Source organism: Streptomyces marokkonensis (genome assembly GCF_008312835.1).
GTDB lineage: Bacteria > Actinomycetota > Actinomycetes > Streptomycetales > Streptomycetaceae > Streptomyces > Streptomyces marokkonensis_A.
The window spans coordinates 40,531-66,032 of record NZ_VSKS01000004.1 but is presented as its reverse complement, the minus strand read 5'-3'; the positions used below and the strand labels follow the sequence as shown (position 1 = coordinate 66,032).

At 71.2% G+C, this 25,502-nt stretch carries 31 protein-coding genes, 1 tRNA gene and 1 riboswitch; of the genes, 8 read left to right on the top strand and 24 right to left on the bottom strand.

Annotated elements, in window-relative coordinates:
• Positions 1–105 precede the first annotated feature (105 nt).
• The 5 genes from F1615_RS08665 to F1615_RS08645 form a co-directional block, all read right to left on the bottom strand.
• On the bottom strand, positions 106–651 hold the full coding sequence (locus tag F1615_RS08665; RefSeq protein WP_149548311.1) for a TetR/AcrR family transcriptional regulator: 546 nt from the start codon (positions 649–651) through the stop codon (positions 106–108).
• A gap of 15 nt (positions 652–666) precedes the next feature.
• A complete protein-coding gene (locus F1615_RS08660; protein ID WP_149548310.1) occupies positions 667–1,248 on the bottom strand; it encodes a sugar O-acetyltransferase in 582 nt (193 codons plus the stop codon).
• A gap of 39 nt (positions 1,249–1,287) precedes the next feature.
• Positions 1,288–1,662, bottom strand: a complete 375-nt coding sequence (locus tag F1615_RS08655) for a VOC family protein (protein ID WP_149548309.1) — start codon at positions 1,660–1,662, stop codon at positions 1,288–1,290.
• Positions 1,663–1,966: 304 nt separating this feature from the next.
• Positions 1,967–2,458: a DUF2267 domain-containing protein gene (locus F1615_RS08650; RefSeq protein WP_149548308.1), complete on the bottom strand. Its 492-nt coding sequence runs from the start codon at positions 2,456–2,458 to the stop codon at positions 1,967–1,969.
• 118 nt (positions 2,459–2,576) lie between these two features.
• On the bottom strand, positions 2,577–3,005 hold the full coding sequence (locus tag F1615_RS08645; protein ID WP_208818274.1) for an Hsp20/alpha crystallin family protein: 429 nt from the start codon (positions 3,003–3,005) through the stop codon (positions 2,577–2,579).
• 210 nt (positions 3,006–3,215) lie between these two features.
• Here F1615_RS08645 and F1615_RS08640 point away from each other — a divergent pair, with 210 nt between their 5' ends.
• Positions 3,216–3,518, top strand: a complete 303-nt coding sequence (locus F1615_RS08640) for a hypothetical protein (protein ID WP_149548306.1) — start codon at positions 3,216–3,218, stop codon at positions 3,516–3,518.
• A gap of 29 nt (positions 3,519–3,547) precedes the next feature.
• Here F1615_RS08640 and F1615_RS08635 read toward each other — a convergent pair whose 3' ends face one another.
• From F1615_RS08635 to F1615_RS08625, 3 genes are all read right to left on the bottom strand, one after another.
• The gene (locus tag F1615_RS08635; protein ID WP_149548305.1) at positions 3,548–3,907 is read right to left on the bottom strand and encodes a VOC family protein; all 360 of its coding nucleotides are present in this window, start codon (positions 3,905–3,907) and stop codon (positions 3,548–3,550) included.
• 124 nt (positions 3,908–4,031) lie between these two features.
• Positions 4,032–5,561 carry an MFS transporter gene (locus F1615_RS08630; RefSeq protein WP_149548304.1) on the bottom strand — a complete coding sequence of 510 codons (1,530 nt, stop codon included), beginning with the start codon at positions 5,559–5,561 and terminating at the stop codon, positions 4,032–4,034.
• Between the two features lie 263 nt (positions 5,562–5,824).
• A complete protein-coding gene (locus F1615_RS08625) occupies positions 5,825–7,216 on the bottom strand; it encodes a DUF445 domain-containing protein (RefSeq protein ID WP_149548303.1) in 1,392 nt (463 codons plus the stop codon).
• Positions 7,217–7,426: 210 nt separating this feature from the next.
• On the opposite strand from F1615_RS08625, the gene F1615_RS08620 reads away from it, so the two are divergent.
• On the top strand, positions 7,427–8,794 hold the full coding sequence (locus F1615_RS08620; protein WP_149548302.1) for an SGNH/GDSL hydrolase family protein: 1,368 nt from the start codon (positions 7,427–7,429) through the stop codon (positions 8,792–8,794).
• Positions 8,795–8,917: 123 nt separating this feature from the next.
• Here the strand turns inward: F1615_RS08620 and F1615_RS08615 are convergent, their stop codons facing one another.
• The 4 genes from F1615_RS08615 to F1615_RS08600 form a co-directional block, all read right to left on the bottom strand.
• On the bottom strand, positions 8,918–9,697 hold the full coding sequence (locus F1615_RS08615) for a DUF1707 SHOCT-like domain-containing protein (protein WP_149548301.1): 780 nt from the start codon (positions 9,695–9,697) through the stop codon (positions 8,918–8,920).
• Positions 9,698–9,758: 61 nt separating this feature from the next.
• The gene (locus F1615_RS08610; RefSeq protein WP_149548300.1) at positions 9,759–10,775 is read right to left on the bottom strand and encodes an ABC transporter ATP-binding protein; all 1,017 of its coding nucleotides are present in this window, start codon (positions 10,773–10,775) and stop codon (positions 9,759–9,761) included.
• Positions 10,776–10,782: 7 nt separating this feature from the next.
• Positions 10,783–11,547, bottom strand: a complete 765-nt coding sequence (locus F1615_RS08605; protein ID WP_149548590.1) for an ABC transporter permease — start codon at positions 11,545–11,547, stop codon at positions 10,783–10,785.
• 64 nt (positions 11,548–11,611) lie between these two features.
• The gene (locus tag F1615_RS08600) at positions 11,612–12,412 is read right to left on the bottom strand and encodes an ABC transporter permease (RefSeq protein ID WP_149548299.1); all 801 of its coding nucleotides are present in this window, start codon (positions 12,410–12,412) and stop codon (positions 11,612–11,614) included.
• 270 nt (positions 12,413–12,682) lie between these two features.
• Here F1615_RS08600 and F1615_RS08595 point away from each other — a divergent pair, with 270 nt between their 5' ends.
• The gene (locus F1615_RS08595; protein WP_149548298.1) at positions 12,683–15,064 is read left to right on the top strand and encodes a transglycosylase domain-containing protein; all 2,382 of its coding nucleotides are present in this window, start codon (positions 12,683–12,685) and stop codon (positions 15,062–15,064) included.
• A gap of 8 nt (positions 15,065–15,072) precedes the next feature.
• On the opposite strand, the gene sugE is transcribed toward F1615_RS08595, so the two are convergent.
• From sugE to F1615_RS08580, 3 genes are all read right to left on the bottom strand, one after another.
• Complete coding sequence (gene sugE / locus F1615_RS08590) at positions 15,073–15,393, bottom strand: quaternary ammonium compound efflux SMR transporter SugE (protein ID WP_149548297.1); 321 nt, start codon at positions 15,391–15,393, stop codon at positions 15,073–15,075.
• 33 nt (positions 15,394–15,426) lie between these two features.
• Positions 15,427–15,498: riboswitch (guanidine-III (ykkC-III) riboswitch) on the bottom strand.
• A gap of 74 nt (positions 15,499–15,572) precedes the next feature.
• On the bottom strand, positions 15,573–15,875 hold the full coding sequence (locus tag F1615_RS08585) for a GroES family chaperonin (protein ID WP_388240369.1): 303 nt from the start codon (positions 15,873–15,875) through the stop codon (positions 15,573–15,575).
• A 99-nt stretch (positions 15,876–15,974) separates the two neighbouring features.
• Positions 15,975–16,304: a DUF3618 domain-containing protein gene (locus tag F1615_RS08580; RefSeq protein ID WP_149548295.1), complete on the bottom strand. Its 330-nt coding sequence runs from the start codon at positions 16,302–16,304 to the stop codon at positions 15,975–15,977.
• A 139-nt stretch (positions 16,305–16,443) separates the two neighbouring features.
• On the opposite strand from F1615_RS08580, the gene bcp reads away from it, so the two are divergent.
• Entirely contained in the window at positions 16,444–16,911 is a 468-nt protein-coding gene (bcp, locus tag F1615_RS08575; protein ID WP_149548294.1) for a thioredoxin-dependent thiol peroxidase, read from the top strand.
• A gap of 46 nt (positions 16,912–16,957) precedes the next feature.
• Positions 16,958–17,044 (top strand) — tRNA-Leu (locus F1615_RS08570).
• A 4-nt stretch (positions 17,045–17,048) separates the two neighbouring features.
• Here F1615_RS08570 and rdgB read toward each other — a convergent pair.
• The 4 genes from rdgB to F1615_RS08550 form a co-directional block, all read right to left on the bottom strand.
• On the bottom strand, positions 17,049–17,651 hold the full coding sequence (gene rdgB / locus F1615_RS08565) for an RdgB/HAM1 family non-canonical purine NTP pyrophosphatase (RefSeq protein WP_149548293.1): 603 nt from the start codon (positions 17,649–17,651) through the stop codon (positions 17,049–17,051).
• 34 nt (positions 17,652–17,685) lie between these two features.
• A complete protein-coding gene (locus F1615_RS08560) occupies positions 17,686–18,084 on the bottom strand; it encodes a hypothetical protein (RefSeq protein ID WP_149548292.1) in 399 nt (132 codons plus the stop codon).
• A 142-nt stretch (positions 18,085–18,226) separates the two neighbouring features.
• Positions 18,227–18,964, bottom strand: a complete 738-nt coding sequence (rph, locus tag F1615_RS08555; RefSeq protein ID WP_149548291.1) for a ribonuclease PH — start codon at positions 18,962–18,964, stop codon at positions 18,227–18,229.
• Positions 18,965–19,055: 91 nt separating this feature from the next.
• The gene (locus F1615_RS08550) at positions 19,056–19,289 is read right to left on the bottom strand and encodes a glucose PTS transporter subunit EIIB (RefSeq protein WP_037931958.1); all 234 of its coding nucleotides are present in this window, start codon (positions 19,287–19,289) and stop codon (positions 19,056–19,058) included.
• A 187-nt stretch (positions 19,290–19,476) separates the two neighbouring features.
• Here F1615_RS08550 and F1615_RS08545 point away from each other — a divergent pair, with 187 nt between their 5' ends.
• Positions 19,477–20,784 (top strand): PTS transporter subunit EIIC, encoded by a 1,308-nt coding sequence (locus tag F1615_RS08545; RefSeq protein ID WP_149548290.1) that lies wholly within the window; start codon positions 19,477–19,479, stop codon positions 20,782–20,784.
• 210 nt (positions 20,785–20,994) lie between these two features.
• Positions 20,995–22,245 carry a PTS transporter subunit EIIC gene (locus tag F1615_RS08540; protein WP_149548289.1) on the top strand — a complete coding sequence of 417 codons (1,251 nt, stop codon included), beginning with the start codon at positions 20,995–20,997 and terminating at the stop codon, positions 22,243–22,245.
• A 69-nt stretch (positions 22,246–22,314) separates the two neighbouring features.
• Here the strand turns inward: F1615_RS08540 and F1615_RS08535 are convergent, their stop codons facing one another.
• A complete protein-coding gene (locus F1615_RS08535; RefSeq protein ID WP_149548288.1) occupies positions 22,315–23,067 on the bottom strand; it encodes an MBL fold metallo-hydrolase in 753 nt (250 codons plus the stop codon).
• A gap of 202 nt (positions 23,068–23,269) precedes the next feature.
• Between F1615_RS08535 and F1615_RS35570 the strand changes: the two genes are divergently transcribed.
• On the top strand, positions 23,270–23,410 hold the full coding sequence (locus tag F1615_RS35570; RefSeq protein ID WP_167533691.1) for a hypothetical protein: 141 nt from the start codon (positions 23,270–23,272) through the stop codon (positions 23,408–23,410).
• Between the two features lie 51 nt (positions 23,411–23,461).
• Here F1615_RS35570 and F1615_RS08530 read toward each other — a convergent pair whose 3' ends face one another.
• From F1615_RS08530 to F1615_RS08515, 4 genes are all read right to left on the bottom strand, one after another.
• The gene (locus tag F1615_RS08530; protein WP_149548287.1) at positions 23,462–24,412 is read right to left on the bottom strand and encodes a PLP-dependent cysteine synthase family protein; all 951 of its coding nucleotides are present in this window, start codon (positions 24,410–24,412) and stop codon (positions 23,462–23,464) included.
• A 4-nt stretch (positions 24,413–24,416) separates the two neighbouring features.
• The gene (locus F1615_RS08525; protein WP_149548286.1) at positions 24,417–24,749 is read right to left on the bottom strand and encodes a MoaD/ThiS family protein; all 333 of its coding nucleotides are present in this window, start codon (positions 24,747–24,749) and stop codon (positions 24,417–24,419) included.
• 104 nt (positions 24,750–24,853) lie between these two features.
• Complete coding sequence (locus F1615_RS36950) at positions 24,854–24,949, bottom strand: putative leader peptide (protein WP_341873421.1); 96 nt, start codon at positions 24,947–24,949, stop codon at positions 24,854–24,856.
• Between the two features lie 97 nt (positions 24,950–25,046).
• Positions 25,047–25,469, bottom strand: coding sequence for a Mov34/MPN/PAD-1 family protein (locus tag F1615_RS08515; RefSeq protein WP_149548284.1), 423 nt, complete (start codon positions 25,467–25,469; stop codon positions 25,047–25,049).
• Between the last annotated feature and the right edge of the window lie 33 nt (positions 25,470–25,502).

The following is a 25,502-nucleotide window of genomic DNA, read 5'->3' as shown; positions in this document are numbered from 1 at the left end:
ACGACCCATTGTGGTCGCGTTCACCTCGGGGACGGAGCCGGACGCGGCTTCTCGACATCGCCGCCGACATTTCTCTCCGGATTTTTTCTCCGGGCCTTCTCCGGCCTACGGGAGCGTGGTCAGGCGCAGGACGGCCTCCCGGGTGAGGGTGCGGTCGGGTGGGTTGTCGTCGAGGGCGCGGTGGAGGGTCAGGCCCTCGATGAACGCGTCGAGCCTGCGGGCCGTGGGCGGGGGGAAGTGGTGTTCCAGGAGGTCGCGGCTGCGCCGCATCCAGCGTCGGCTGAGGACGCGGTAGGGCTCGTGGCGGGCGGCCAGGGTGTAGAGCTCCTGGGTGAGGATCAGGTCGCGGCGGGGGCCCTCGGAGAGGGTGTGGATGAGGTCGGTGACCGCCTCCCGGGCCTGGTCGGGGGTGGCGGCGTCGGCGAGGTGCCGCTCGAAGACGGTCACCACGTGGTCGGCGTAGCCGGTGAACGCCTCGAGGAGCAGGCCGTCGATGCCGGTGAAGTGGTACGTCATCGAGCCGAGGGGGACCCGGGCGCGCGCGGCGATCTTGCGGTGGGAGACGCCGGCCACGCCTTCCTCGGCGATCAGGTCGAGGGTGGCGGCGAGGATGCGGTCCCGGCGGTGCGGGTCGGCGTGTCCGGTGGCCATGACGGGGTCCGCGGGTCAGAGGGTGCGGACGGGGCGGGCCGGGTTGCCCACGGCCACGACGTCGGCGGGGATGTCCTTGGTGACCACCGCGCCGGCGCCGATGACGGAGTTGTCGCCGATGGTCACCCCGGGGCAGACGATGACTCCGCCGCCGAGCCAGACGTTGTCGCCGATGGTGATGGGCAGCGCGGCCTCCAGCTTGGCGCGGCGGGGCTCCGGCTCCACGGGGTGGGTGGGCGTGAGGAGCTGGACGTTGGGGCCGATCTGGCAGTCCTCGCCGATGGTGATGCGCGCGACGTCCAGCGCGGTCAGGTGGTAGTTGACGAAGGTACGGTCGCCGATGCTGATGTTGCTGCCGTAGTCGACGTAGAGGGGCGGGCGTACGTCGATGTCCTCCCCGGCGGAGCCGAGGAGCTCGGCGAGGAGCGTCCTGGCCTCGGCGGGGTCCTCGAGGTACGCGGCCTGGTAGCGGGCCGCGAGCCGCATCGCCTGCCGCTGCAGGCGGGCGATGTCCGGGTGGTCGGCGATGTAGAGGTCGCCCGCGAGCATCCGCTCGAGGTTGGTGCGCGGATCGTCCGCGAAGTGGTCCGTCGACATGCGTACGATCGTACGCTCAAGGGTGCCGGTTCCGCGGGGTTAGTCCAGTTCACCCCGTTCCATGCAGAATTCGTTGCCTTCCGGGTCGGCCAGGGTGACCCAGCCCTTGCCGTCGGGGCGGGTGTGGTCGGCCAGTTGGCGGGCGCCGAGCTCGATGGCGCGGGCCACTTCCCGCGCGCGGGTGCGGCCCGTCGGCCGCAGGTCGAGGTGGAGCCGGTTCTTGGCGGTCTTGCCCTCCTCCACGCGGACGAACAGCAGTCCGGGACCGCCCTCCGGATCCGCGATCAGGGCCTCCGGGTCACCCGGCTTGTCGTCGTCGGCGAGCGGTCTGCCCAGCAACGCGCTCCAGAACTGGGCGAGGTCGTACGGGTCGCCGGTGCAGTCGAAGGTGAGGTGGCGGATGGTGGGGTTCAACGGTCCTCCGGACGCGGTGGGTCGAGCTGCTGGTGACTTCCGGCTCGAAGGATCGCGTGCGGGGAGGGAGGACGTCGAACGATTTCCGGTACGTCCGTCCCGTCGATGTCCGGTACGTCCGTCCCGTCACGACCGCGCGCCCTCGCCCCCGCCGCGGTACGGGCCGCGGCGGGCGAGGGCGCGCGATGGGGTGGGGCGGGGCGGGCGCGGGCACGGGCGCCGGTGGGCGGCGGGCCCCGGAGGTGGCCGGGGAGGAGCGGTGGGCCGGGGCGGAGCGGTGGGCCGGGGCGGCCTTCGAACCCCGTCAGCCCAGCGGGGCCAGTTCCGCCCGGCCGAAGAGGAGGGCGTATCCCGGGGGCAGGTGGGCCAGGATGCGGCTCACCAGGGCGTCGCCCACCAGTCCGGGCAGCACGCTCAGGACCGAGCTGACGTCCCAGCGGGCGGTGGCCGGGGTCGCGCCCTCGATGCGGAGTGCCACGGAGTCGACGAACTCCGCCGCCGTGAGCTCCCGGGTCGCCGGGATCTGGGACGCGACCACTCTGGCCGCCTCCTCGGGCAGGGCGCGGGCCAGGTCGACGCGTTCGTCACCGACGACGTGGCCGCCGAGGGCGGACAGGACAACGCGGGTGACGCTCTCCGCCTCCGTCCTGGTCGGGTACTGACCCGACTCCCGCACCGCGTCGACCAGCGCGCGCCAGCCGTCGTCGTGGCCGCGGCGGTCGAGGGTTCCGGCCGGGGGCGGGATCACCGCTTCCGGGCTCGCGAGGGCGGGATCGTGCGGGGTCAGCGTGGTCATGTGCGGCTCCTCTCCTTCTCGGGGGCCTTGGTCGCACGGCGGGCGGACGGGCATGGGGCGTCCCGCGGACGGGCCGGGGGGGGACGGCCGGTGTCCGCGGGACGCGTGGGGGGTGCGGTCAGTTGCCGATCTGCTTGCGGCTGTCGCCGCCGGTGATCTGGATGCGGCGCGGCTTGGCCTGTTCGGCCACCGGGATGCGCAGGGTCAGGACGCCGGCCTCGTAGGAGGCGTCGATGCGTTCCGTGTCCAGCGTCTCGCCGAGGAACAGCTGGCGGGTGAAGGTGCCGGTGGGACGCTCGGCGACCACCGTCTCCGCGCCCTCCGGGGCGGGCGAACGGCGCTCGGCGCGCACGTTGAGGACGTTGCGCTCGACGTCCAGCTCGATGGTCTCCGGGTCGATGCCGGGGAGGTCGAAGTGGACGATGAAGTCGTCCCCCGACCGGTAGGCGTCCATCGGCATCGCCGAGGGACGGGCGGTGGCGGTGGAGCCGAGGACCTGCTGCGCGAGTCGGTCGAATTCGCGGAACGGGTCGGTACGCATGAGCATCACAGTCCACTCCTCTCTGCGGTGTCATCGGTGCGATGCCCGGGGTCTCTTCTTATATAGCTCGGAGGAGGAAACTTGACAAGCTGCGACTCAAGTCGAGCGGGTGATCGCGCCATGGGGGCCCTGTCCGCCCTGCCCACGCCCGGGCGTTAGCCTCGAAGGCCGGTGAGACTCGCCCTTCCCGGGCGTCGCGGCAGGAGGCAGGCAGACATGGCGAAGGTTCCCAGTTCGGTGGTGGCCGCGAGCGGACTCGTCGGGGGGTACGGCGTGGCCCGCTGGACCCGGAAGCGGCAGCTGGGCGGGGTCGTCCTGGCCGCGGCCGGGGCCGCCGCGGCGCAGCAGTGGCGGGAGCGGGCCGGCGGCAGGGCGGCGGGGGCGCTGTCGGTGGCGTACGTCGCCGCCTTCGCGGGGTCGCATCCGCTGGCGAAGAAGGTGGGCGCCTGGCCGGCCGTGTTCGGGGTGGCCGGGGCCGTGGCGCTCGCCTCGTGGGCGGTGGCCGACCGGCGCGGCTGAGCCGCCCGGCCGGACGCGGGCCCGCGCCGTCAGGTGCGGTGCGTGAGGACGTTCACCACGCGGCCGTCCGGGTCGCGGACGAAGAAGCGGCGTACGCCCCACTCCTCGTCCGCCACCTCCCGGACGATCTCGGCGCCGGACGCCCGTACCCGTTCGTACACAGCGTCGACGTCCTCCACCTCCACGCTGAGGTCGGGGACCACCGGTGCCGTGCGTTCCTCCGTGAAGAAGCTGATCTGGGCGGTGGGGTTGGCCGGTGAGGCCAGGGTCACCACCCAGCCCATGTCCATGGCCTCCTGGAAGCCGAGGAGGCCGTAGAAGTCCCGGTGGGTGTTCAGCGCCTCCCGTGAGGCGACCTGGATGTCGGGCACGATCCTGCGGACGGTCATCGGGGGCTGCTCCTCGTGTCTGCTCGGCCCGTCGGCTGTTCGGAGGGCCGAGGGTTCCAGGGTGGCCCGGCCGGTCCGTACCCGTCATGTGGTCGCCGTACCCGTCACGCCGTCGCCGTACCCGTCATGTGGTCGCCGGCTTCGAGCCGCCCGCGTCGGGGTCCGCGCCCACGCGGGTCTTCGTCTTCGTCTTCGCCTTCGTCGCCGCCGCCGTCAGCGGCTTGGCGATGTCCTCCAGGGAGCGGCGTTCCGCGTTCACCGCGAGGAAGACGGCGACCAGGCCCGCCGCGCACATCAGTCCGGCGCCGATCTGGAAGGCGAGGACCGTGTCGCCGACCTCGCCCGTGCCCGTCAGGTCGGCGAACAGCAGGGGGCCGCTGATACCGCCGGCGGCGGTGCCGATGGCGTAGAAGAAGGCGATGGACATCGCGCGGGTCTCCATGGGGAAGACCTCGGAGACCGTCAGGTAGGCGCTGCTCGCGCCCGCCGAGGCGAAGAAGAGGACCGCGCACCAGCAGGCCGTCATCGTGGCGGCGTCCAGCGCGCCGCGGTCGAACAGCCAGGCCGTGCCGAACAGCAGCAGGCCGGAGAGCAGATAGGTGCCGGAGATCATCACGCGGCGGCCGACCGTGTCGAACAGCTTGCCCAGCAGCAGCGGGCCCATGAAGTTGCCCAGTGCGATGACGGCGAAGTAGTAGCCGGTGCTGCCGGAGGGCACGTCGAAGAAGGTGGTCAGGATGGCGCCGAAGCCGAAGGTGATGGCGTTGTAGAGGAACGCCTGGCCGATGAAGAGGGAGAAGCCGAGGACCGAGCGCTTGCGGTACTTGGCGAAGACGGTGCGGGCGATCTCCAGGAAGGTGACCCGCTCGCGCTGGTGGATGGTCAGCTCGCCCTCCGCGGGGGGCAGCGGCTCGTTCCGCTCGGCCTCGATGCGCCGTTCGATGTCGCCGACGATGCGTTCCGCCTCCTCGTCCCGGCCGTGGATCAGCAGCCAGCGCGGGCTCTCGGGGACGTGACGGCGTACCAGGAGTATGACCAGGGAGAGGACGGCGCCGAGGGCGAAGGTCAGGCGCCAGCCGACGTTCGCCGGGAAGACCGACGTGTTCAGCGCGAGGATCGACAGCAGCGAGCCGCCGACCGCGCCCAGCCAGAAGCTGCCGTTGATGAGCAGGTCGACGCGGCCCCGGTACTTCGCCGGGATCAGCTCGTCGATCGCGGAGTTGATGGCCGCGTACTCGCCGCCGATGCCGAAGCCGGTGAGGAAGCGGAAGAGGAAGAACCACCAGGTGTCGAAGGCGATCGCGGTCAGGGCGGTGGCGCCGAGGTAGACCGCCAGGGTGATCATGAAGAGTTTTTTGCGCCCCCAGATGTCGGTCAGCCGGCCCCAGAACAGGGCGCCCGCGCAGGCGCCGGCGACATAGAGGGCGGCGGCGATGCCGGTGACCTCGCCGGAGGTGATGGGCAGTCCGCTGCCGGGTTCGGACAGGCGGCTCGCGATGTTGCCGACGACCGTGACCTCCAGGCCGTCGAGGATCCACACGGTGCCCAGGCCGATGACGATCGACCAGTGCCAGCGGGACCACGGCAGGCGGTCCAGGCGGGCGGGAATGCTGGTGGTGATGGTGCGGCCGGACTCGGACTGCGCGGTGGTCATGGGCTCCCTCCCCGACGAAGCGAACCCCCGTCGGTTGCCCCGGGCTGCCGTTTTCACGCCCGGCCGCCGCCCGCTCACGCCGGCGCCGTTCCGGCTTGCGGCGCGTCGTGGCCGGTCGCGCGGTTCCCCGCGCCCCTGGGGAGGTGCGGTCACCGCCGGCCGGCAGGGCCCGGGGCGCGGGGGCGGGCCGCACGGGTCACCACCGCGGCGGGGGTGCGGTCACCGTCGGTCGGCGGGCACAGGGGTGCGGGCAGTCGCCCGCGCTACGCCCCCAGCGCCCGCGACACCGTGTAGATCAGCAGGCCCGCGAGCGAGCCGACCACCGTGCCGTTGATACGGATGAACTGCAGGTCGCGGCCGATGTTGGCCTCGATCTTCTTCGTGGTGTGCTCGGCGTCCCAGCCCGCCACCGTGTCCGTGATCAGGGAGGTGATCTCCTTGCGGTAGGTGGTGACCACGTACACCGCGGCGCTCTCCAGCCAGCCGTCGACCTTGCCCTGGATCTTGGGGTCGAGCGACATGCGGGCGCCGAGCGAGAGCAGCGAGGCCCGCACGCGCAGCCGCAGTTCGCTGCGCTCGTCCTCCGCCGCGGAAACGATCATGGATCGTACGGCGGTCCAGGCGGAGGCGATCAGGTCCTGCACCTCGCCGCGGGCGAGGATCTCGCTCTTGAGCCGTTCGACACGGGCACGGGTGTCGGTGTCGGACTGGAGGTCGGAGGCGAAGTCGGTGAGGAAGCGGTCGAGGGCGCCGCGCGCGGGGTGGGAGGGCATGTCGCGCATCTCGGTGACGAAGCGCAGCAGTTCCTTGTAGACGCGCTCGCCGACCTTGCGGTCCACGAAGCGGGGGGTCCAGCCGGGGGCGCCGCCGTGGACGGCGTCCATCACGGTGTCGCTGTGCAGCACCAGCCAGTCGTGCCCGCGGGTGACGATGACGTCGACGGCCCGTTCGTGTCCGCCGTCGGCGACGATCCGCTCCAGCATCTTGCCCATGCCGGGCGCGATCTCCTGGGCGTCGGCGCGGCGGGTGATGGCCTCGCCGACCACCGCCTGGACGTCGGAGTCGCGCAGCACCGTCAGCGCGCCGCGCAGGGCGGCCGAGAGCTCCGCGGTCACCCGGTCGGCGTGTTCGGGGACGGCGAGCCAGGCACCGAGCCGGCTGCCGATGCCGACGGCGCGCAGCCGCTGCCGTACGACGTCCTCGGAGAGGAAGTTCTCGCCGACGAACTCGCCGAGGGAGACGCCGAGCTGGTCCTTCTTGGTGGGGATGATCGCGGTGTGCGGGATGGGCAGGCCGAGGGGGTGGCGGAAGAGGGCGGTGACGGCGAACCAGTCGGCGAGCGCGCCGACCATGCCGGCCTCGGCCGCGGCGGCGACGTAGCCCGCCCAGGGGCCGGCGCCCTGGTGGGAGGCCCACTTGGTGAGGACGTAGACCAGGGCGACGAACAGCAGCAGGCCGGTGGCGGTGAGCTTCATCCGGCGTACTCCGCGCCGCTTCTCCTCGTCCGCGGGACTGAAGGTGTTCATCGCGCGGTTCGTGAAGGCGCCGGTGCGGGCATGCTGCCCCGCGGCGCCCCGGTCTCCGGATCCAGCCGTTCCCGCCGCGCCCGCCCTTCTCGCCTTTTCCGACGTCTGGTCCTTTTCAGTCCGTTCCATCCGCTCCACCCGTTCGGTGATCCCTCACACATTGTCCCTTCCTGACCGACTCCTGGAACGGAACAGGAGTTCCCGGCGTCTGTCCGGAGGGGGATTGTCCAGGGGGATCACCCAAGGGGTCCCTTCCGTCAGCCTTCCCGGCCCATGGCTCATCATGGGTTCGTCGGATCGGAGCATCGGGCTCCCGTCTCCCGAGGAGAACAGAACAGCATGACCCGGGGTCGTGACGGGCGCGCGGGGACGCCTCCCACCAGGCAGCGCGCCCTGCTCGCCGCGATCGTCGCCGCGATCATGGCGGTGTCCGCCGCCATCTACGTCGGTGTGGCGGCCGACGACGGTACGAAGCACCGCAACACCCTCGCCGGTGGCCGCGGCGCACAGAACAACCCGGCCGCGCCCGCCTCCACCGGAACCTGGGTCGCCTCCTGGGCGGCCTCCCCGGTCGGCGGCGAGCCCGGCACCGAGCTGACGGGACTCGCGGGCCGCTCCGTGCGCAACGTCGTGCACACCAGCGCCGGCGGTACGAGTGCCCGCGTCACGCTGTCCAACCTCTACGGGCAGGCGCCGCTGACCGTCAGCCACGCCTCGATCGCCGTCTCGGCGGGTCCTGACACGGCGGCGGCGCTCGCGGGCACCGTGCGCCGGCTGACGTTCACCGGGAACACGTCGGTCGTCGTCCCGGCCGGCGGGCAGGTGATGAGCGACATCGTGCGCGTCCGTGTGCCGCACGACGGGGACGTCCTGATCACCACCTACTCCCCCACCGAGTCCGGGCCGGTGACCTACCACCCGCACGCGCGCCAGATCTCGTACGTCGCCGAGGGCGAGCACACGAGGGACGCGACCGGGACGGCGTACACCGGGCGGAGTTCGGTCTGGCGGTACGTGACCGCGCTGGACGTGCTGAGCAACGAGTCCGACGGCACGGTCGTCGTCCTCGGTGACTCGCTGACCGACGGGATCACCTCCACGACCGGGGCGAACAACCGCTGGCCGGACGTGCTGTCGGACCGGCTGCGGGCGGCGCTCGCCTCGGGGCGGGACGTGCCGCGGTACAGCGTCGTGAACGAGGGGATCAGCGGGAACCAGGTGCTCGCCGACGGGCTCGGCCGGCCGGCCGAGAACCCCAGCGGGCTGCACCGCTTCGAGCGGGACGTGCTGGGGCGGACGAACGTGAGGGCCGTCGTCGTCGTGCTCGGCATCAACGACATCCTGCGTACGCCGGGGGCCGCCGATCCGGAGCGGATCGTGACGGGGCTCGAGACGCTCGTGGAGCGGGCGCACGCGCGGGGCCTGAAGGTCGTCGGGGCGACGCTGATGCCGTTCGGCGGGCATCGCGGGTACACGGAGGCGCGGGAGGCGGTGCGGCAGCGGATCAACGCGGAGATCCGGGCGGGAGGTGTCTTCGACGCGGTCGCCGACTTCGACGCGGCGCTTCGGGATCCGTACGATCCGCGGCGGTTCCGTCCCGTGTACGACTCCGGGGACCATCTGCATCCGAGTGACCGCGGGTACACGCGGATGGCGGAGGCGTTCGAGCTCGGCTCGCTGAAGGGCGGGGCTCCGGCGGAGCTGTAGCGGTTGCCGGGGGGCATGGGAAGTTCTTCGCCCCGGGGCTCCGCCCCGGACCCCGCTCCTCAAGCGCCGGAGGGGCTGAGTGGGGCGCGCGAGGCTGAGCCGGGTGGGTGGCGTCCGGGTCGCTCAGCGGTCGTCGCGGCGGTGGGGGTCGCGTTCCTTCCGCATGGGGTGGAGGTTCAGGTGGTCCTGGAGGGAGGACTCCAGTTCCCGGCGGCGTTCCTCCTTGCGTTCCAGCTTCTCGCGGCGGCGCTCCTCGCGCAGGCGCTGCTTCTCAGCCCGCGGCAGTTTGCGCTGGACGCCCACGCCGCCCCAGAAGGCCACGCCCGTGACGATCACCCTGGGGGCGCCGGGCTCGCCCGGCACGCCCTCCTCACTGTGGTCGAAGCCGCCCATGATGCCGATGCCGCGCACGACGACCTCGACACCGGGCGGGACGACGACGTCGACCCCGCCCATGATCGCGACCGCGTTGATCACGATCTCGCGGTCGGCGAAGTAGGCCTCGCGCAGGTCGATCTCGCCGCCGCCCCAGAAGGCGAAGCAGTTGAAGCGGCGCGGGGCTGTCCAGCGGCCCTTGCGCTGGAAGCCGGACATCACGGCCACGGCCCACGTCGACGTTCCCCCGTCGCCGTCGCCGACGATCCGGCCCGCCCAGTCGCCACCCGCCTCCGGGTCCTTCGTCAGGGAGACGGCGGGCACGCCCGTCGTGCCCGGGCCCGGCAGGTCGCGGGTGATCGGCGCCAGTTCGCCGTACGTGCGCGCCTTGTACGTCGCGTCCAGCCGCTCCCCGAACTCCTCCATGTCGAGGCGGCCCTCCGCCAGGGCGTCGCGCAGGATGTCGGCGACCCGTTCACGGTCGGCGTCGGAGGCGCGGAGATCCGGTGCGGCTGCGTCGTCGGTCATACACAGCAGCCTACGAGTTGTCTCCGTCACACGGCTACGAGGGCCGCGAGAGCCACGCGGGCTACGAGGGCTCCGTGACGGGGCTCGCGTCGCGATCCGGCGGCGGCTCGGGGACGTCTCCCGTCCCGCGCAGCATCTTCGCGATGACCGCCTCGATGTCCGGCTCCCGCACCGACAGGTCCACCAGCGGATACCGCGCCGCGATCCGCGCCACCAGCCCCGCCGCCGACTCCGACGCCGGGAACGCCAGCCACTGCCGCGGACCCTCCACCCGTACCACCCGCGCGGGCGCCGGCGCGTCGATCGGCGGGAGTTCCCGCTCCAGGTCCACCACCAGGGTCCGTTCGCTCTCCCCCACCTCGTGCAGACCGGCGAGCGCGCCGTCGTACACCAGCCGGCCGTGGTCGATGACCATCACCCGCGAGCACAACTGCTCGATGTCCTGCAGGTCGTGCGTCGTCAGCAGCACCGTCGTGGCCCGCTCGGTGTTCAACTGCCGCAGGAACTCCCGCACCCTGGTCTTGGAGATCACGTCCAGGCCGATGGTCGGCTCGTCCAGGTACAGCACCTCCGGATCGTGCAGCAGGGCCGCCGCGATGTCCCCGCGCATCCGCTGGCCGAGCGAGAGCTGGCGCACCGGCACGTCCAGCAGCTCGCCGAGGCCGAGGAGTTCGACCAGCCGGTCCAGGTTCTCGCGGTACCGCGCGTCCGGGATGCGGTACATGCGGTGCATCAGCTTGTACGAGTCGATCAGCGGCAGGTCCCACCACAGCGTCGTGCGCTGCCCGAACACCACCCCCATGCGGTGCGCGAGCCGTGTCCGCTCCCTCGACGGATCGATCCCCGCCACCCGCAGCCGCCCGGCGCTGGGCGTCAGGATCCCGGTGAGCATCTTGACGGTCGTCGACTTGCCCGCGCCGTTGGGTCCGATGTAGCCGACCATCTCCCCGCGCTCCACCCTGAAGGAGAGCGAGTCCACGGCCCGCACCCGCCGCCGCTCCCGCTTGAGGAAACCGGTCTTCCTGCGCACCTCGAAGACCTTCTCGATGCGGTCCAGTTCGATGAACGCGTCCGCCATGACCGCCCTAACTCCCCGTGCTCCGATACGACCTGAGACCGATCCGCCACACCGCACCGGCCGGCACCGCGCACACCAGCGCCACCAGCGGCGCCGCGAAGGCCGCCCCGTCCGGCAGTCCCAGCGGGTACGGGCGACCCAGCAGATGGGCCGCCGGCACCCAGTTGACGAAGGCGAGCGGCAGCACGAACGTCACCCCGCGCACCAGGTCCCGGCCGAACACCGTCGGCGGGTACTGCAGCAGCGTCGTGCCGCCGTACGTGAACGCGTTCTGCACCTCGGCGGCGTCCTGCGCCAGGAACTGGAAGGCCCCGCCCGCCACGAACAGCGAACCGAAGATCACCGCGCCGCAGACCAGCGTGAGCGGCACGAGCAGCACCTTCGCCACGGTCCAGTCGACGTCGGCCGCCACCAGTGCCCAGCCCAGCACCCCCGCCCCCTGGACTCCACGGCCCAGACGGCGCAGCGCGAAACGGTCCGCCGCGACCTGGGCGAGCACCGGCGCGGGACGGACCAGCAGCGTGTCGAACGAGCCGTCCCGCACCCGGCCGCCCAGGGAGGCCATCGAGCCGAACGCCAGGTGGGCGATTCCGAACGCCGTCACGGACAGGCCGTACAGCAGCGCCACCTCGGGCAGCGTCCAGCCGCCGAGCGCGTCGACCTGCGAGAACATCAGCAGGATCGCCACGAAGTCCAGCCCCGTCAGCACCAGGTTGCCGCACACCGTGAGGGCGAACGAGGCACGGTAGGTCATCGTGGAGCGGATCCACATCCCGGCGATCAGCCGGTAGGCCCGCACCCCCTCCGCCGCCCGCGAGGGCCACCGCACCGGCACCTCAGCCACCCTGCACCACCACCCTCCGCGTCGCCGCCGACTGCACCAGCCGGCCCGCGGCGAGCAGCGCCACCGCCCACGCCGCCTGGAAGAGGTACGCCGCCGGCACGGCGGTCTCCCCCATCAGCACGTCCGCGGGCACCTGGAGCTGCGCCGCCCACGGCAGCGCCCGGACGACCTCGCCGAGGCCGCCCGGGAAGGCGTTCAGCGGCAGGGTCATGCCCGAACAGAAGACCCCCGTGACCATCACGGCCTGCGCGACGCCCTGGCCGTCCAGCAGCCAGAACACACTCAGCGCGAACAGGTAGCGGATCGCGAAGCTGACGAGCACCGCCAGCAGGAGGGAGACCAGGAACGCCCCCCACACGGCGGCCTCCCCCGGCAGCGCCGCCGGGAAGAACAGCGCACCGAAGAGGAACGGGACCACACCCCGCCCCAGCAACTGGAACACCGCCCGCCCCACGTCGTTGGCCAGCCACCACAGCTGGAGGTCGACCGGCCGGTACAGATCGACCGCGATCTCACCCGTACGGATGCGCTCCATCAACTCGGTCTCGAACCCGCCGCCCTGGACCGCCAGCATCGCGAGCAGCGCCTGCCCCAGCCACACGTACGTGACGGCCTGCGCCTGGTCGTAGCCGCCCAGACCGGGCCGGGCCTCCCACAGCGCGAGGTACGTGTAGACCAGGATCAGCCCGAAGACGGTGTTGGTGAACACCCCGGCCGCGGTGGCCGCCCGGTACGTCGCGTACCGCCGGAAAGCCCCCGCGGCGACGGCCGGGTACACGCGCCACGAGCCCACGCCCGCCCCTTCCTCCCGCACCCGGCACCGAAGCGCAGGAGCCTAGTGCGCGCGCCGCGGCCCCTGCCACGCAATTTCCCGCCGCCCCTGGTGGTGTGGAAGCGCCCGAGGGGGCCATGCGTGTGAGAAGCCGCATGGGTGCGCGACGCGCGCCGCCACCGCGGAACGCGCCACCGGATGCGACAGTCTTGAATAGGCGACAGTCCTGAACAAGAGGGACGCACCCGGCGTACGGGAACGAACAAGGCGAAACAGGAGTCCGTGCACGACATGAGCGACGAGCCGCAGCCGCAGCAGCCCCACCGGGGCCGGGCACCGCAAGAGCCTCAGGCGGGCGACACCGCCGAGGGGAAGGCGGAAGGCAGAGCGGGAGGCGGGGGCAGGCCCCGGCGCACCGGATGGCGCAGGATGATCCCCACCTGGCGCATGGTGGCCGGCGGCTTCCTCGTCACCGCCCTCCTCGTCGTCGGCGGCTTCTTCCTCGGCTACCACCTCGTACAGATCCCCGCCGCCAACGCCCTGGCCACCCAGCAGGCCAACGTCTACCTCTACGCCGACGGCTCCGTCATCGCCCGCGACGGCGAGGTCAACCGGGAGAACGTCACCCTCTCCCAGATCTCCGAGGACGCCCAGCACGCCATCCTGGCCGCCGAGGACCGCGACTTCTACACCGAGTCCGCCGTCGACCCCCAGGCCATGGTCCGCGCCGCCTGGAACACCGCCACAGGCAAGGGCAAGCAGTCCGGCTCCACGATCACCCAGCAGTACGTGAAGAACTACTACCTGCGCCAGGAGCAGACCGTCACCCGCAAGGTGAAGGAGTTCTTCATCAGCATCAAGCTCGACCGCGAGCAGAGCAAGGAGCAGATCCTCGAGGGCTACCTCAACACCAGCTTCTTCGGCCGCGGCGCCTACGGCATCCAGGCCGCGGCCCACGCCTACTACGACATGGACGCCTCCGACCTCGACGCCGGGCGCGCCGCCTACCTCGCCGCCCTCGTCAACGCGCCCAGCCAGTACGACGTCATCACCCACCCGGAGAACCGCGGCACCGTCGAGGACCGCTGGAACTACGTCCTGGACGGCATGGTCGACGAGGGCTGGCTCAGCGAGGGCGAACGCGTCGGCATGACCTTCCCGGTGCCCAAGGAGACCACCCTCTCCACCGGCATGTCCGGCCAGCGCGGCTACATCGTGAACGTCGTCAAGCAGTACCTGATCGAGAACGACATCGTCGACGAGGCCTCCCTCGACGCCGGCGGCTACCGCGTCACCACCACCCTGCAGAAGGACAAGCAGGACGCCTTCGTCGCCGCCGTCAACGACCGGCTGACCGACCGGCTCGACCCCGAGAACCGCAAGGTCGACACCTACGTCCGCGCCGGCGGCGCCTCGGTCGACCCCAAGACCGGCGAGGTCGTCGCGATGTACAACGGCATCGACTACGTCAAGCAGTACACCCCGAACGCCACCCGCCGGGACTTCCAGGTCGGCTCCGCCTTCAAACCGTTCGTGTTCACCTCGGCCATCGAGAACAAGTCCCGCACCCAGGACGGCCGCCGCATCACCCCGAACACCGTCTACGACGGCACCAGCGAACGCCCCGTCCAGGGCTGGCCCGGTGCCCGCTACGCCCCCGAGAACGAGGACCACCGCGACTACGGCGACATCACCGTCCGCGAGGCCACCGACAAGTCCGTCAACGCCGTGTACGCGCAGATGGCCGTCGACGTCGGCCCCGACCGCGTCCGGCAGACCGCGATCGACCTGGGCCTGTCCAGGAACACCCCCAGCCTCGACGACGCCGGGCCCTCGATCGCCCTGGGCGTGGCCACCGCCAGCGTCCTCGACATGGCCGAGGCGTACGCCACCCTCGCCAACCACGGCAAGCACGGCGCCTACACGATGGTCGACAAGGTCACCCGCGGCACCGAGACCGTCGATCTGCCCGAGCGCCGCACCCGCCAGGCCGTCAGCCGCCAGGCCGCCGACACCACCACCGCCGTGCTGCGCGGCGTCGTCGAGAACGGCACCGCCACCGCCGCCCAGACCGCGGGCCGCCCGGCCGCCGGCAAGACCGGCACCGCCGAGGAGGACACCGCCGCCTGGTTCGCCGGCTACACCCCCGACCTCGCCACCGTCGTCGCCGTCATGGGCCAGGACCCCGTCACCGCCGGCCACAAGTCGCTCTACGGCGCCCTCGGCCTGCCCCGCATGAACGGCGGCGGCGCACCCGCCGAGATCTGGGGCCAGTACACCCGCGACGCCCTGAAGGGACAGCCGGTCCAGGCCTTCAACCTCCGCCTCCAGCGCGGCGCCTGGGAGAGCCAGTCGCCCGCGGCCTCCGGCACCGGTCCCTCGTCCTCCGGCGACCCGGCCGGCGGGGGCAGCCAGGCACCGGACGACGAGGACACCGGCAGCCGGACCCCGGACGGCACCGGGGAACCGGCCGAGGAGGAGCCGACGGACGGCCAGGACGGGAGCGGCACCACCGGCGAGACCGCGGACGGCGACACCGGCGGCGACGGGACGACGGAGGGCGGCACCGCAACGGGCGGCGACACCGGCGACGGCGACGCCAACGGGGACGACGGGACCGGCCCCGGCAGCCTGACCGGAACGATCACCCAGAACGCCCGACGGGCCTGGTGAACGCCCCCTCAGTGCCCCGAGGTCGCCTTCAGGCCCACCACGGCGACCAGCAGCAGGCCGATGAAGAAGATCCGCGCGGCGGTCACCGGCTCACCCAGCACCACCATGCCGAGCACCGCCGCCCCGGCCGCGCCGATCCCGACCCACACGCCGTACGCCGTACCGATCGGCAGCGTGCGGGCGGCGTACGACAGCAGCAGCATGCTCGCGACGATGGCGGCACCGGTGAACACACTCGGCACCGGACGGGTGAAGCCCTCGGTGTACTTCAGACCGACCGCCCAGCCCACCTCCAGCAGACCGGCGACCACCAGCAGAACCCAGGCCATGACAGGCACCTCCGGGACACGGACGGAAACGGGGGTGCGTCGTCTTCGCCTTCACCCCGGTACGGCGCGTCTCGTCGGGGCCCACGAGCCCACGAGAGGGCCCACAGGGCCTCCCACCGTAGCCGACAACGGGAGAAGGGGCTGGTGACCATGGTCACCAGCCCCTTCCGCCCTCGGAACTACAGGTACAGGCCGGTCGAATCCTCGGAACCCTCGAACCGGTCCGCGGCCACGGCATGCAGATCACGCTCCCGCATCAGCACATAGGCGGTCCCGCGCACCTCCACCTCCGCCCGGTCCTCCGGATCGAACAGCACCCGGTCACCCGGCTCCACCGTCCGCACGTTCTGCCCCACCGCGACCACCTCGGCCCAGGCCAGCCGGCGGCCCACCGCCGCCGTCGCGGGGATCAGAATGCCGCCCCCGGAACGCCGCTCGCCCTCACTCGTCTCCTGCCGCACGAGTACGCGATCGTGCAGCATCCGGATGGGCAGCTTGTCGTCCTGGGAACCGTTCTCGTGTCTCTTGGCGCTCACGTCCTGAAACCTACCTGCCTTCGCCACGCCCGTACGCGGGAGGGGTCAACGCCGACGCCGACGCGTCCCCAGGGCCAGCAGCCCCACGACACCCACGACCAGCACCGCCACCGGCACGACCCGCTCCAGCCGCGGCGCGCCGTCCTCGTCCACGAACTGGCCCTTGACGTCGCTCACCGCGCTGTTGACCCGGACGTACGCCCGCCCGAGCGTGTGGTCCACATGGGACACGACCCTCGCCTTCGCGTCCCCCATGACCGTCTTCGGGTGCACCCGCACCCCGATCTCGTCCAGGGTCTCGGCCAGCACCGCACGGCGGCGCTCGATGTCCGCCTCGATCTGCGCCGGGGTTCTGGTGTCCGCCGTGTCCGCCACCGTGTCGCCTCCGAAATTCACTGATACCTGTGCCGGACAGTCTGTCAGCTCCGCGCCGCCGCGCACGGTCAGGACCCCCGGTTACCCTCGATCCCGGCACCCGATCCACGCAGTGCGTACGTATGAGGAGACCAGACCGATGAGCGAACGCCTCCAGCCCGGGGACGAGGCCCCCGCCTTCACCCTGCCCGACGCCGACGGCAACGAGGTGTCCCTGGCCGACCACAGGGGCCGCAAGGTCATCGTCTACTTCTACCCCGCGGCCCTCACCCCCGGCTGCACGAAGCAGGCCTGCGACTTCACCGACAACCTGGAGCTGCTGGCGGGCGCCGGCTACGACGTCATCGGCATCTCCCCCGACAAGCCGGAGAAGCTCGCCAAGTTCCGCGACACCGAGTCGCTGAAGGTCACCCTCCTCGCCGACCCGGACAAGAAGGTCCTCGACGCCTACGGCGCCTTCGGCGAGAAGAAGAACTACGGCAGGACGTACATGGGCGTCATCCGCTCCACGGTCGTCGTCGACGAACAGGGCAAGGTCGAACGCGCCCTCTACAACGTCCGCGCGACGGGCCACGTAGCCAAGATCATCAAGGATCTGGGCATCTGACGTCCGGCCCCGCTGCCCGGCCGCTAGCATGGCCGGGCAGCATCAGGCGGCCGTGGTGGAACTGGCAGTCACGCTGGGTTTAGGTCCCAGTGGGGTAACTCCCGTGAGGGTTCGAGTCCCTCCGGCCGCACCAGTGTTCAGCCCAGCAGCTCCCGGACCACCGGGACCAGGGCGCGGAAGGCCTTGCCGCGGTGGCTGATGGCGTTCTTCTCGGCCGGCGTCAGTTCCGCGCAGGTGCGGGTTTCGCCCTCCGGCTGGAGGATGGGGTCGTAGCCGAAGCCGTTGGTGCCGGACGGGGTGTGACGCAGGGTCCCGTTGAGGTGGCCCTCGACGACGCGCTCCGTGCCGTCGGGCAGGGCGAGGGCCGCCGCGCAGGCGAAGTGGGCTCCCCGGTGTTCGTCCGCGATGTCGGAGAGCTGGGCGAGGAGCAGGTCCAGGTTGGCCTTGTCGTCGCCGTGGGTGCCTGCCCAGCGGGCGGAGAAGATGCCGGGGGCGCCGTTCAGGACGTCCACGCAGAGGCCGGAGTCGTCGGCAACGGCGGGCAGGCCGGTGGCCCGGGCGAGGGCGTGGGCCTTGAGCAGGGCGTTCTCCGCGAAGGTGACGCCGGTTTCCCTCACGTCGGGGATGTCGGGGTAGGCGTCGGCGCCGACGAGGTCGTGGGGCAGGCCCGCGTCGGCGAGGATCGAGCGCAGTTCGGTGATCTTCCCGGCGTTGCGGGTGGCGAGGATCAGGCGGGTCATGGGCCCAGTATCCCGGGCCCATGGGCGCTCTCCGCTACGGGGTGCAGACCTTGGTGAGTTCGCCGGCCGCGTCGGTGACGGGGCTGACGTCGGGGGTCTCGTCGCCGTTCTCGATGGAGGTGCGGACGTTCTGGACGGCCTTCTCGAGGTTGTCGACGGCCTTGCCGACGTCGGCGTTGTCGGTCTTGTCGCCGATCTCGCCGAGGTTCTTGTCGATGGAGTCGAGGGACTCCTCGAGCTGGGTGACGTCGTTGCCGGCGTTCTCGACGGCCTGCTGCATGTCGGTGACGCTGTCGGCGACGGCGTCGGCGGTCTGGACGCAGTCCAGTGCCTTGTCGACGGCGTCGCAGCCGGTGGTGAGTCCGGCGGTCAGCGCGACGGCCGCCAGGGTGGCGGCGACGGCTGCGGTGCGGCGTCGGCGGCTCGCGGCCATGGAACGTTCCCTCCCTCGTCGGGCCGGTGCGGCCCGGGTCGTTGGCCGGGCGCCCGGGGTTGAGCCGTGCGCCCGTACTCGTTCAGACGCGGGGGTGGCCGACGCGGTTGCTCCGCGTCGGCCATCTGTTTTGGTGCGCCCTTTACCTTTCGAGGAGGGTATCGAGCGCGGCCCGCTGCGCGGCGGCGAGTTCGGCGCAGCCGGTGACGGCGAGGTCGAGGAGGGCGTTGAGTTCCTCGCGGGCGAAGGGTTCGGCCTCGGCGGTGCCCTGGACCTCGACGAAGCGGCCGTCGCCGGTGCAGACGACGTTCATGTCGGTGTCGGCCTTGACGTCCTCCTCGTAGCGGAGGTCGAGGAGGGGGACTCCGCCGACGATGCCCACGGACACGGCGCTGACGGTGCCGGTGAGGGGCCGGCGGCCGGGCTTGATCAGCTTCTTGGCCTGGGCCCAGGCGACGGCGTCGGCGAGGGCGACGTAGGAGCCGGTGATGGCGGCGGTGCGGGTGCCGCCGTCGGCCTGGAGGACGTCGCAGTCGAGGACGACGGTGTTCTCGCCGAGGGCCTTGTAGTCGATGACGGCGCGCAGGGAGCGGCCGATGAGGCGGCTGATCTCGTGGGTGCGGCCGCCGATGCGGCCGCGGACGGACTCGCGGTCGCCGCGGGTGTTGGTGGCGCGGGGCAGCATCGCGTACTCGGCGGTGACCCAGCCCTCGCCGCTGCCCTTGCGCCAGCGCGGGACGCCTTCGGTGACGGAGGCGGTGCAGAGGACCTTGGTGTCGCCGAAGGAGACGAGGACGGAGCCTTCGGCGTGCTTGCTCCAGCCGCGTTCGATGGTGACCGGGCGGAGTTGTTCGGGGGTGCGGCCGTCGATTCGAGACATGGCGCCGAGCCTATCCGTACCTGCGGGAAGGGCCCCTTCCGCGGTGGGGAGGGGCCCTGGTGTGTGGCTCGTGCACGGCTTTCGCCGTGGGTCACATCATGTCTTCGATCTCGGCCGCGATGGGGTCGGCGTCGGTGCCGATGACGACCTGGATGGCGCTGCCCATCTTGACGACGCCGTGGGCGCCGGCGGCCTTGAGTGCGGCTTCGTCGACCTTGGCGGGGTCCACGACTTCGGTGCGGAGGCGGGTGATGCAGCCCTCGATCTCGTCGATGTTGTCGATGCCGCCGAGCCCGGCGACGATCTTCTCAGCCTTGGTGGCCATGTTCGTTCTCCCTGATCCGAACCGCTTTGTCGCAGTAACCCACAGTTGGCCCATCTTTGCGAGCGGTCATGTCGTGGGTGCCGAAGGATGACGTCACGACAGCGGAACCGTCCTGCCCCACTGGTCTACACCAGCGGGTGGACTGCCGCCAAACCCGTCGTGACCGCTTCTCAGCGAAGGGGGCCGGATGAGTGCCGACAGTCCTGCCGGTGCCGAGCCTACGGTCCGTCCCGCGCGGGAACGATGGAACCGGTTGTTCCAGGGTCTGCAGAAGATGGGACGCAGTCTGCAGCTGCCGATCGCGGTGCTGCCGGCGGCGGGCATCCTCAACCGGCTGGGGCAGCCGGACGTGTTCGGGGACGACGGTCTGGGCTGGACGAACGTCTCGAAGGTGATGATGGGCGCGGGTGGCGCCCTGCTGGACGGTTCGCTGGGGCTGCCGCTGCTGTTCTGCGTGGGTGTGGCCATCGGGATGGCGAAGAAAGCGGACGGCTCGACGGCGCTGGCGGCGGTGGCGGGGTTCCTCGTCTACTTCAATGTGCTGCGTCAGTTCCCGGAGGACTGCCCGGAGGGGTCGGAGGCGGTGCCGAACGTCGGCTGCCGGCTGGCGGACGGGACGGTGACGTCGTACGACTACCAGAATCCGGGGGTGTTCGGCGGCATCGTCATCGGGCTGATGGCGGCGTACTTCTGGCAGCGGTTCCACCGTACGAAGCTGGTGGACTGGCTGGGCTTCTTCAACGGGCGCCGGCTGGTGCCGATCATCATGGCGTTCGCGGCGATCGTGTTCGCGGCGCTGTGCCTGTGGGTGTGGCCGCCGGTCGGGGAGGCGCTGGAGAGCTTCAGCGACTGGATGAGCGGTCTGGGCGCCTGGGGCGCGGGTGTGTTCGGGGTGGCGAACCGGGCGCTGCTGGTGGTGGGGCTGCATCAGTTCCTGAACGTGCCCATCTGGTTCCAGTTCGGCACGTACACGAAGCCGGACGGCACGGTGGTGCACGGCGACATCAACATGTTCCTGGCGGGCGACCCGGACGCGGGGCAGTTCCTGTCCGGGTTCTTCCCGATCATGATGTTCGCGCTGCCGGCGGCGGCGCTGGCGATCACGCACTGCGCCCGGCCGAGCCGGCGCAAGGAGGTCGGCGGGCTGATGCTGTCGGTGGCGCTGACGTCGTTCGTCACGGGCATCACGGAACCGATCGAGTACTCGTTCCTGTTCATCGCGCCGCTGCTGTACGCGGTGCACGCGGTGCTGACGGGTGTGTCGATGGCGGTGACCTGGGGGCTGGGGGTGCACGACGGGTTCAGCTTCTCGGCGGGCCTGATCGACTACGTCATCAACTGGAATCTGGCGACCCGGCCGTGGGCGATCATCCCGATCGGCCTGTGCTTCGCGGTGCTGTACTACGTGATCTTCCGTTTCGCGATCACGAGGTTCGATCTGAAGACGCCGGGGCGGGAGCCGGAGGAGGAGGTGGAGGACACGACGAAGGCGTGATTACCCAGGCTGCAGGCGGCTGTTGGAGCCCTCGGACCCCGTGGTCCGGGGGCTTCTCGGTGTGCCCGCGGACGGTTCCGTTTCGCCGCTCCGGGCAGGCACGGTGTGTAGCCCCGCGGTCGCAATATTCACGGGTTCCTTATGCGGCCCTCATCGTGCTAGAACAGGTCTACACCACTAGTGGTGTAGACCACCACCGATGGAGGACGTATGAGCACCGCCACCGACTCGGCGGCCCCCGCGAAGAAGCGGGGATCCGGCCTGTTCCAGGGCCTGCAGAAGGTGGGCCGCAGCCTTCAGCTCCCGATCGCCGTGCTGCCGGCGGCGGGCATCCTGCTCCGGCTCGGCCAGCCGGACGTGTTCGGCGCCGACGGCTTCGGCTGGGACCGGGTCGCCGCCGTGTTCGCCACCGCCGGTGGCGCGATCTTCGACAACCTTCCGATGCTGTTCTGCATCGGTGTCGCCATCGGCTTCGCCAAGAAGGCGGACGGCTCCACCGCGCTCGCCGCGCTCGTCGGCTTCCTGGTCTACAGCAACGTTCTGAAGGCCTTCCCGGTCACCGAGGCGAAGGTGCAGGCCGGCGAGGACATAGCAGCCACCTACAACAATCCCGGTGTCCTCGGCGGCATCATCATGGGTCTGCTGGCGGCGGTGCTGTGGCAGCGCTACCACCGCAAGAAGCTGGTGGACTGGCTGGGCTTCTTCAACGGCCGCCGGCTCGTGCCGATCATCATGGCCTTCGTCGGGACCCTCATGGGTGTCTTCTTCGGTCTGGTCTGGGAGCCGATCGGTGACGTCATCTCCGACGCCGGCGAGTGGATCACCGGTCTCGGTGCCGCCGGTGCGGGCCTGTTCGGTCTGATCAACCGCGCGCTGATCCCGATCGGCATGCACCAGTTCGTCAACACCGTCTCCTGGTTCCAGATCGGTGACTTCACCAACGCCGCGGGCGAAGTGGTCCACGGCGACCTGAACCGGTTCTTCGCCGGTGACCCGGACGCCGGTCTGTTCATGTCGGGCTTCTTCCCGATCATGATGTTCGGTCTGCCGGCCGCCGCCATCGCCATCGCGCACGCCGCCCGCCCGGAGCGCCGCAAGGCCGTGATGGGGATGATGATCTCCCTCGCGCTGACCTCCTTCGTGACCGGTGTGACCGAGCCGATCGAGTTCTCGTTCATGTTCATCGCCCCGGTGCTGTACGCGATCCACGCGGTGCTCACCGCCCTGTCCATGGCGATCACCTGGGCGCTCGGTGTCCACGCGGGCTTCACGTTCTCCGCGGGCGCCATCGACTACGGGCTCAACTGGAACCTGGCGACCAAGCCATGGCTGATCATCCCGATCGGTCTGGTGTTCGCGGCGATCTACTACGTGGTCTTCCGCTTCGCCATCACCAAGTTCAACCTGCCGACCCCGGGCCGCGAGCCCGAGGACGAGGTCGAGGACACCACGAAGGTGTGAGCCGTCCTCGCGTGACATGCGACCGGGGCCCCGGAACCGAATCGGTTCCGGGGCCCCGGTCGTCGCGGCTCAGATCTCGTACGTCGCCCCGGGCGCCGCCAGCCCCACCGGGCCGTCGTACACCGCGCGGGCGTCGGTGAGGTTGATCTGCGGGTCGGTCCACGGGGGGATGTGGGTGAGGATCAGGCGGCGGGCACCGGCCCGTGCCGCGGTCTCACCCGCCTCGCGGCCGTTGAGGTGCAGGTCGGGGATGTTCTCCTTGCCGTGCGTGAAGGCGGCCTCGCACAGGAAGAGGTCGGCGTCGCGGGCGAGGTCGTCGAGCGCGGGGCTGACGCCCGTGTCGCCGGAGTAGGTGAGCGTCCTCCCGCCGTGTTCGATGCGGATGCCGTACGCCTCGACCGGGTGCGCGACGCGCTCGGTGTGCACGAGGAACGGGCCGATCTCGAAGGTGGACGGCTTGACCGTGTGGAAGTCGAAGACCTCGCTCATGGAGGAGGCCGAGGGGGTGTCGGCGTAGGCGGTGGTCAGCCGGTGCTCGGTGCCCTCGGGTCCGTAGACCGGCAGCGGGGCGCAGCGGCCGCCGTCGTGCCGGTAGTAGCGCGCCACGAAGTACGCGCACATGTCGATGCAGTGGTCGACGTGCAGATGGCTGAGGAAGATCGCGTCGAGGTCGTAGAGACCGCAGTGGCGCTGCAACTCGCCCAGGGCGCCGTTGCCCATGTCGAGGAGCAGCCGGTAGCCGTCGGCCTCGACGAGGTAGCTCGAGCAGGCCGATTCCGCGGACGGGAACGACCCCGAGCAGCCGACGACGGTGAGCTTCATGAAGCAGAAACCTCCGCTGGCGGGTGTGGAGAGACGGGGGTCGTGCGGTTCGTCGAGCGTAAGGCGCAAAACCTGTGGTCGCTCCTCCACCAGGGGCCGTTGTGGGCGAACTCACCTGTGCTGTCACCGGTTCGGCTGGAAGCCGCGCATGCCGGTGACGGTAGGGGCGCGCGGTGGTGGCGCGCGCCGGTACGGTCGGGGCATGGACACGGCCTGGTGGCTCGCGCTCGCCGCGGTGGTACTGCTCGCGGTGGTCACCGCGCTCGTCGACGGCTGGGGGCGGGGGCACCGGCCCCGACGGCGGTCCCGGCGGCGCGGCGGTGACGGCCCCGGGAACGCGTGAAGGGCCGGAGACGTTCGTCTCCGGCCCCTTCGTGTCGTGCGTGCGGCGCCGCTAAGCCCAGAGCTGGCCCTGGAGCGTCTCGATGGCCTCTTCGGTCGTCGCGGCCGTGTACACGCCGGTCGACAGGTACTTCCAGCCGCCGTCGGCGACGAGGAAGGCCACGTCGGCGGACTCCCCCGCCTTCAGCGCCTTCCTGGCGACGCCGATCGCCGCGTGCAGGGCGGCGCCGGTGGAGACCCCGGCGAAGATGCCCTCCTGCTGGAGGAGTTCGCGGGTGCGGGTGACGGCGTCGGCGGAGCCGACGGAGAACCGGGTGGTCAGCACGGAGGCGTCGTACAGCTCGGGGACGAAGCCCTCGTCGAGGTTGCGCAGGCCGTAGACCAGGTCGTCGTAGCGCGGCTCGGCGGCGACGATCTTCACGTCGGGCTTGTGCTCGCGCAGGTAGCGGCCGACGCCCATGAGGGTGCCGGTGGTGCCGAGGCCGGCCACGAAGTGGGTGATGGACGGCAGGTCGGCGAGGATCTCCGGGCCGGTGGTGGCGTAGTGCGCGCCGGCGTTGTCCGGGTTGCCGTACTGGTAGAGCATCACCCAGTCGGGGTGCTCGGCGGCGAGCTCCTTGGCGACGCGCACGGCGGTGTTGGAGCCGCCCGCGGCCGGGGAGGAGATGATCTCCGCGCCCCACATGGCGAGCAGGTCACGGCGTTCCCGCGAGGTGTTCTCGGGCATCACGCAGACCATGCGGTAGCCCTTGAGCCTGGCGGCCATGGCGAGGGAGATGCCGGTGTTGCCGGAGGTCGGCTCGAGGATCGTGCAGCCCGGGGTGAGGCGGCCGTCCTTCTCCGCCTGCTCGATCATGTACAGGGCCGGGCGGTCCTTGACCGAGCCGGTGGGGTTGCGGTCCTCCAGCTTCGCCCAGATCCGGACGTCGGGGGACGGCGAGAGCCGCGGCAGGCGCACCAGGGGGGTGTTGCCCACCGCGGCCAGCGGGGAGTCGTAACGCATCGGATCAGGCCATTCCCGCCCGCCGCCCGGCCGCCACCCCGGCCGGACGCGGCGTCGCCGCGGCAGATCCTCCGGCGACGGCCGGCAGGATCGTGACGCTGTCGCCGTCGGACAGCTTGGTGTCGATGCCGTCGAGGAAGCGGACGTCCTCGTCGTTCAGGTACACGTTGACGAAGCGGCGCAGCTGCGCGCCGTCCACGATGCGCGCCTGGATGCCGGAGTGCCGGGTCTCGAGGTCGGCGAAGAGCTCGGCGAGGGTGTTCCCGCTGCCTTCCACCGCCTTCTGACCGTCGGTGTACTGGCGGAGGATGGTCGGGATGCGGACCTCGATGGCCATGGCTGAGGGCTCCTGTCGGAAGGGTCTGTCGTGGGTTCGGGAGAGAGCGCGCGGCGGCACGCCGCAGCCCGCCGCGGCTCCCGGCCGTACGGCGGCAGCGAAGATCAACAGATGGCGCTGTTCAGCCGGCACAGATCGACGTGCAGCCGCGCCACGAGCAGTGCGCCCGGCGTCGTTTCGCTCACGTCGAGAAGAACCATGGGCTCATCGTATCGATTCCCGGACGGGCCCCCGGAGTGTGATCTCACCCTTCGGACGCCTTCCTTCCGTACTGTGAGACAGGGCAGGCCGGACGGGTCAGTAGGCCTCGACGACCTCGACCTCCTCCTCGGTGACCTCGCCCTCCACGATGCGGAACGAACGGAACTGGAACTCCCCGGCGTCGTCGGTGTCGGCGGTGGAGACCAGGACGTAGTGGGCGCCGGGTTCGTTGGCGTAGCTGATGTCCGTGCGGGAGGGGTAGGCCTCGGTCGCGGTGTGGGAGTGGTAGATCACCACCGGCTCCTCGTCCCGGTCGTCCATCTCCCGGTACAGCTTCAGCAGGTCCTGGGAGTCGAACTCGTAGAACGTGGGCGAGCGGGCCGCGTTCAGCATGGGGATGAAGCGCTCGGGGCGGCCGGAGCCCACCGGGCCCGCCACCACGCCGCACGCCTCGTCGGGGTGGTCCTCGCGGGCGTGGGCCACGATCCGGTCGTACAGGGCCTGGGTGATGGTCAGCATGGGGCTCAGGATAAGCAGACGGGCCGTTCCGTA